Here is a 6,700-nt window from a genome sequence, read left to right as displayed (position 1 = left end):
CCCCCACCTCCTCGGTCGGGCCGGTGTTCGTAAACCCGGAGGCGATCAACTGGGATCACGAGGAGGAAATCGCAAGGATGGCGGACGCGATCGCCGTCCTGCAGAAGCGAAATTCCGACCTGGGGGCAGCCCTGCGCGATGCGCAGAAGCGGGAGGCGGAGGTTTGGAACGAGGCCCGACGGGAACTGGCGGCCGAGTTTCGCGAGCAGCAGGAGTCCTTTCGGCGCCAGCTGCTGTCCGCACAGGAGGCCACGGATAACGCCCTCGTCAGGGCCAAGGAGAATGAGGGCGCGGTTGCCGAGCTGGCACAACTCCGGCAGGCCATGTCGGCGTTCGGCAACCTGCTCCAACCCTCTGCCCGCTGAACACGAACCTGGCCCGGGCCGCGTGCGCAAGGCGGCCCGGGCCAGGTTGACGTTCAGGCGGCCTGGCGGAGCTCCAGCAGCTCCCGAACCTCGGCGTGGAAGGCTGCGCAGGCATTCACCTTGAACGGGGTCGTGAGGATCGGGTTCTTCGTTGCCTGGGTGAGATGAATCCGGACCGGCACCTCGCCGGGATGCCGGTCGAAGATGTTCCTCAGGCGGGCGGCCAGACTCTTGGTGACCCGGTGGAGTGGCACTCGGACCGTCAGCGGCTCCGCCGGCCCCCCGCCGCCGCCGCCACCGGCCACCTGGTCGAGTGGGCGGATCCGGGACGCGTACAAGGTCAGGGCCTCGCCGTCGCGCTTCACCGACGCGTCGACGACCACCTTCATGTCCCGGGCCAGCCCGGCGCCGTACCGTTCGTAGACGACGTTGAACATCAGAACCAGCACCCCTACCCCGTCCAGGTCCTCGACCGTGACCCGGGCGTACGGAGCCCCCTTCTTCGAGACTTCTCGCTCCAGCTTGGTGACCAGGCCCGCGATCGTTACCTTGCCGGGTAGTTCGTGCGGTTCGGCGGCGAGCAGCGCGGCGATCGTCGTGGTCGAGACGCGGGCCACCAGCGGCCCGTCGTCGGCCAGAGGGTGGCCGGACACGTACAGGCCGAGCGCTTCCCTCTCGTTGGCCAGTAGCTCGTCCTGTGGCCATTCGACCGGCTCGAACGGCCGGTCGAGGCCGAGCGGGACCATGTCGTTGCCCGGGGTGTCGATCGCGAACAGGTCGATCTGCCCGTTGCTGGTGTCCTTCTTCAGCTTCGTCGCCAGGTCCACCATCGCGGCGTGCTCGATGTGCAGCCCGCGCCGCTTGTGTCCGAGCGAGTCGAACGCGCCCGCCTTGATCAGCGGCTCGACGACCTTCTTCGTGCAGGCCGCGGCGTCGACCTTGTGGAGGAACTGCCCGAATGACGTGTACCCGCCGGCCGGCCGCGACGAAATGATCGCCTCGACCGGGTTCGCACCGATGCCCTGGACCGACGCCAGGCCGAAGCGGATGTCGCTGCCGACCGCGGTGAACTGCGCCCGGGATTCGTTGACGTCCGGCGGCAAAACCTTGATGCCCATCCGGCGACACTCGGACAGGTAGATGGCCCTCTTGTCCTTGTCGTCAGCGACAGAGGTGAGAAGCGCGGCCATGAACTCGGCCGGGTAGTGAGCCTTCAGGTACGCCATCTGGTAAGCAATCAATCCGTACGCGGCACTATGGGCGAGGTTGAATGCGTAGTCGCTGAACGGCACCAGGATATCCCATAGGGTCTTAATCGCCCCATCTGAATATCCATTCGCCTTCATACCCGCCGCAAACGGCTTGAACTCCGCGGCCAGGATCTCCTTCTTCTTCTTGCCCATCGCCCGCCGCAGCAGGTCAGCGCCTCCGAGGCTGTACCCGGCGACCCGCTGGGCAATCGCCATCACCTGCTCCTGGTACACGATCAGCCCGTAAGTGTTGTCGAGGATGTCCGCGAGCGGCTCGGCGAGCTCCCGGTGGATCGGCGTCACAGGCTTCCGGCCGTTCTTCCGGTCGGCGTACTCGTTGTGCGTATTGGCGCCCATCGGTCCCGGCCGGTTCAAGGCAGCGGCGGCGGAGATGTCCTCGAACCGGTCCGCCCCCATCGACCGCAGCAGCCGACGCATCGGCTCCTTGCCGAACTGAAAGATGCCGACGGTGTCACCGCGGGCAAACAATTCGTAGGTGGGCTTGTCGTTGAGCGGCAGCGCGTCCAGGTCGACTGTCTCGCCCCGGTTCGCGGCGATGTTGTCCTCCGCGTCGCCCATGGTAGTAAGCCCGTCCAGGCCCAAGAAGTCCATCTTGAGCAGGCCGACGCCTTCGCACCCGTTCTGGTCCCACTGAGTAATGATCGCGCCGTCCGCGTCCCGCTTCATGATCGGGAGCACGTCGATCAGCGGGTCCCGGGACAGGATGACGCCGGCGGCATGCACCCCCCACTGCCGCTTCAGCCCCTCCAGGCCCCGGGCGACGTCGACGGCCCGCCGCACCTCGGCGTCCTCGGCGTACAGCGTCCTGAACGCCTCCGCGTCCTTGTATCGGGGCGCCTCGGGGTCGAACATGTCGGCCAAGGACACCTGGTTGCCCATCACCGCTGGCGGCATCGCCTTCGTGGCCCGATCCCCGACCGAGAACGGGTACCCAAGGACCCGAGCAGCGTCCTTGGTGCCCGCCTTCGCCTTGATCGTGCCGTAGGTGATGATCTGCGCTACCCGCGCCTCGCCGTACTTCTCGGTGGCGTAGCGGATCATGTCGCCGCGCCTACGCTCGTCGAAGTCCATGTCGATGTCCGGCATCGACACCCGCTCAGGATTCAGGAACCGCTCGAACAGCAGCCCGTGCGTCATCGGGTCCAGGTTCGTAATCCCGGTCGCGTACGCGACCAGGGAGCCGGCCGCCGACCCGCGGCCCGGGCCGACCCGAATTCCCTCCCGCCTGGCGTAGGCGATCAGGTCGGCGGTGACCAGGAAGTAGCCCGGAAAGCCCATCTTGAGGATGACATCGAGCTCGTAGGCGGCCTGCCGGCGGCGATCGTCCGGCACGCCACTCGGGTACCGCCAGTTCAGCCCGTGCTCGACTTCCTTGCGCAGCCACGACTCCTCGGTCTCCCCGTCCGGCACCGGGAAGCGGGGCATCAGGTTGCGGGGGGCGAACACCTCCGAGTAGTCGCCGATCCGCTCGGCGATCTCCAGCGTGTTGTCGCAGGCGCCCGGCACCTCGGCATCCCACAGCGCCCGCATCTCGGCCGCCGACTTCAGATAGAAGTCTTTGGCGTCAAACTTGAACCGGTCCGGATCCGTCAGGGTCTTGCCGGACTGGACGCACAGCAGGATCTCGTGGGTGGCCGCGTCCTTGGCGTACGTGTAGTGCAGATCGTTGGTGGCCACCGGCTTCAGGCCCAGCCGCTTACCGAGCCTGATCAAGTCCTCGCGAACCCGACGCTCGATGTCGAGCCCGTGGTCCATGACCTCCAGGTAGTAGTTTTCGGCGCCGAAGATGTCCTGGAACTCGGCCGCCGAGGCGCACGCCTTGTCGAAGTTGCCGATCCGCAGCCAGGTCTGCACCTCGCCGGACGGGCAGCCGGTGGTGGCGATGAGTCCCTTGCCGTACTGGTGCAGCAACTCCCGGTCGGCGCGGGGCTTGAAGTAGAAGCCTTCCAGGCTGGCCAGGGAGCTGATCCGCATCAGGTTCCGCAGCCCGTCGGCGTCGGCGGCCAGGGCCGTCATGTGCGTGTACGCGCCACCGCCGGAAACGTCGTTCTCGCCACCGGTTGCCCATCGCACCCTGGTTCGGTCCCGCCGATCGGTGCCCGGCGTCAGATACAGCTCGGTCCCGATGATCGGCTTCACGCCGGCGGCCGTGGCCTGCTTGTGGAAGTCGTAGGCGCCGAACAGGTTGCCGTGGTCGGTCATCGCCAGCGCCGGCATGCCGAGCCGGTTCGTCTCGGCGAACAGGTCCTTCAGGCGGGCTGCGCCGTCGAGCATCGAGTACTCGGTGTGGACGTGCAGGTGTACGAAGCTGTCGCCCATCTGGGCTCCTCGGGGTCGCACTGTCGAACCCCGCCGCAGCGAGGGTATTCATCCGGCGACGCCGCCGGCCAGGTCGAGCGGGCGCGATTTCGGATACCGCCGACGCTCGGGCGATAACCCGCGTCGCGCTAGCTAGATTGAGGTTACAGCCCCAGAATCGAGCGGGCAAGGACATGGCGACCTGCGATAACCTCAAGGGGCCCTCGTAGCTCAGCGGAAAGAGCGGCGGCCTTCTATGCCGTGGGGCGGAGGTTCGACTCCTCCCGAGGGCACCGCGACAACCCGGACGACCAGGAGGTACGGCCATGCGTCTGAACCAGCTGCACCCGTTGTAGGGCCGCAATTCCGCGGCCCCGTAGCGAGGGGCTACCGATGTCCGACACCGACAAGACCAAGCCGCTCTGGGTCCGCGCGACCTGGTACGAACCCCACCACCTGTGCAGGCAGCGCGCCGGCACCCGCTGGGGTCGGCAATACGACTGCGACCTACCGTCAGAGCCCGTCCGGCAGCGCCCTGACGGCCGGCGTCGCGCCCGGCCCCGCTGCCGCTGGGAGCCGATCTGGGACCGACCTGGCGTCCGCTGGTGGCACACCGGCCGGCCGCAGGAATGGTTCATCCGGGAGCGGTTTACCGCACCGGATCGCCTGCGGGCGCGGCTCGACTGCCTGAGGGCGATCAAGGAATACCAGGGCAGCGGCGAGGTGGCTGTGATCCCGCCGACCACGCAGCAGCGCCACCAGGCGAGGTGGCTGTGGGACTGAACCCGGAAGTGGAACGAGGCCGGTAGCAGCCGGCCTCGTCGTCCGGCCTTCTCAAGCCCGAAGGAGCCAACCAGACAGTTCGAGCGTAGCGCCCCGGTGCGGCAACCAGGGCCCCCTAAGTGCGACCGCCCCCGGCGGGGTTGCCGGGGGCGGGGGTTCGCAGCCCAGGAGTACTTATCTGACGGGACCAGCGTACCGACCTGACCTGACCCGCCGGCGCCGCCAGGACGCTGGGCCCGGGGTCGAAAACGAACGTGGCCCCGGTATCACCGGAGCCACGTCGTGCGGATCGCTTCGCCTGCCACAGCGAGAGCAACCCGGGGGATCATAGCCCCCAGCGCACCGCGCCCACACGACAACAGGAGGTGATCGGAATGCGCGCCGACAGGCGATAGCCCCACGCCAGATGCGTGGGGCGCCCCGAGGGGAACACCATGTCCCGTACCGATGTCCACCGGCCGATGCGCGTCCAGATGCTCGATCCGCTCGTCCGCGACTGGTTCGTGGATTCTCATGACCACTCCACCGGCCCGTGCGACCTGAATATCTTCCTGGCCGAGCTCTCTATCGAGCGGTGGATCCGTACGCGGTGCTGCCGCCAACCGCGGACCTGTCCGAACCTGTGCGGCTGCGACCTGTGCACCGGCCGGCCCGGGCGGAAGTTGAATCGCCGCCGCGAGCGCGTCGCCTGGCGTGCGACCGCCCGCCAGATCCTGGCTCTCGTCGACCGCGTCGACGTCGATGTCCCTCCGCCGCCGCGCGGCCGGGCCTGGTAGGTGGCCTGGCGCGGCAAACCGCCACACCGACCCCCCCGGTGTCCTAACTGGCCCGGCCAGACTCGCCGAAGGGCAGTTGTCGGACAACAACTTGGTACGGATGTAAACCGATCGCGCTACGGACTCGACGAACGCCCGAGTCATATGACGGCCGACCGGCGATACTCAGGTCAACCGTATCGGTCGATATTTAGGTAACATTTTCGCACGTCAGGGCCGGTATTCGAGGTACAGTCACGTTGTGTCAGTTCGATCAGCGACCTCTGCTGCGAGGCGGCCGGTTAACGACCGACGTCGCCGATAGTTACGAACCGGTTTCGTTTTTGCCGCAGACTGAAGCCTCCGGCCGCTCGGGGTTGCAAGTTCCACGCGATCAACGACAGTGGGCACACCGGCGATTGGATCTTCCGGTCCGTGTTGCCCCGCCGGCTTCGCCCGAGCAGACCAAAACTCCCGATGGCGACCCCCATCGAAGCTTGACAACCCCCGGGGAGGCTATCCGTGATCGTCGACCGCCCGACGAGTACGCCAGATACCGAAACGACAGAGGACGAGCCGCAACGTAAAGCCAAGGACGCCGCTCGCGTCGAATACCTGAACCTCGTCATCGCGTGCGCGGTCGTGGCCGCCGTGCTGACGGCCTGGCCGATCATCGAGGTGGTCCTGCTCACCGCGCCGGGCTACCCCCCGACAGACCCCCTCACCCGAGGTCAAGCGATCGACATCATGCGGGCGCTGCTCGCCTGCGCGAGCAGCGTCTGCGTCTGGGTCGGCTTCTTCATCATCCTGGTCCTACGCCGAATGTCCGCCACCTTCGCGGTCACCCACAGCGCGAGGCAGCACGAACAGGCCCTCAAGCTCAGGGCGGAACTGCTTCGCGGCCTCGCGGCGTACCGCGAGGCCGCCCGCGAGTCGATGGACGGACACCTGACCGTCCTGGCCGCCCGCGACCGGGAGATCGCAGCCCGCGACCGGGAGCGCGAGGAGGGTTTGTACGCCCTCATCGGCGCCGTCGACGCGCTGATCCAGACGATCAGCAGGGACGGGGACGAGCGGGCTTTCACCCGTATACAGGGAGCCGTGGACCTGCTCGATCATCGACTGAAGGTCGTCGACAACAGCAGCCTCCGCCACCGCCCCGGATAACCCGATTCGATCAAGGCCCGGCCGGCCTGCGACACGCCCGGCCGGGCCTTGATTTTCGGCC

5 protein-coding genes and 1 tRNA gene are annotated in these 6,700 nt (G+C 67.4%); 5 read left to right on the top strand and 1 reads right to left on the bottom strand.

Features of this window, described 5'->3' with window-relative positions; translation table 11 throughout:
• Window positions 1-365 (top strand): hypothetical protein (locus I0C86_RS31000; protein WP_230395079.1); only part of this gene is annotated, 365 nt, incomplete at its 5' end.
• A 53-nt stretch (window positions 366-418) separates the two neighbouring features.
• On the opposite strand, the gene dnaE is transcribed toward I0C86_RS31000, so the two are convergent.
• Window positions 419-3,955, bottom strand: coding sequence for a DNA polymerase III subunit alpha (gene dnaE, locus I0C86_RS30995; RefSeq protein ID WP_196204863.1), 3,537 nt, complete (start codon window positions 3,953-3,955; stop codon window positions 419-421).
• 199 nt (window positions 3,956-4,154) lie between these two features.
• Here dnaE and I0C86_RS30990 point away from each other — a divergent pair.
• The 4 genes from I0C86_RS30990 to I0C86_RS30975 all read left to right on the top strand — a co-directional run bounded on the left by I0C86_RS30990 (window position 4,155) and on the right by I0C86_RS30975 (window position 6,639).
• A tRNA-Arg gene (locus I0C86_RS30990) sits at window positions 4,155-4,227 on the top strand.
• 100 nt (window positions 4,228-4,327) lie between these two features.
• Window positions 4,328-4,717: a hypothetical protein gene (locus I0C86_RS30985; RefSeq protein WP_196204862.1), complete on the top strand. Its 390-nt coding sequence runs from the start codon at window positions 4,328-4,330 to the stop codon at window positions 4,715-4,717.
• Between the two features lie 434 nt (window positions 4,718-5,151).
• Complete coding sequence (locus I0C86_RS30980) at window positions 5,152-5,493, top strand: hypothetical protein (RefSeq protein ID WP_196204861.1); 342 nt, start codon at window positions 5,152-5,154, stop codon at window positions 5,491-5,493.
• A gap of 501 nt (window positions 5,494-5,994) precedes the next feature.
• On the top strand, window positions 5,995-6,639 hold the full coding sequence (locus tag I0C86_RS30975; protein ID WP_196204860.1) for a hypothetical protein: 645 nt from the start codon (window positions 5,995-5,997) through the stop codon (window positions 6,637-6,639).
• Window positions 6,640-6,700: the final 61 nt, after the last annotated feature.

The organism is Plantactinospora alkalitolerans (genome assembly GCF_015690345.1).
In the GTDB taxonomy this organism is placed as follows: Bacteria; Actinomycetota; Actinomycetes; order Mycobacteriales; family Micromonosporaceae; genus Plantactinospora; species Plantactinospora alkalitolerans.
Note: the sequence above shows the minus strand (reverse complement) of the source record. Positions and strands in the feature narration are given on the sequence as shown.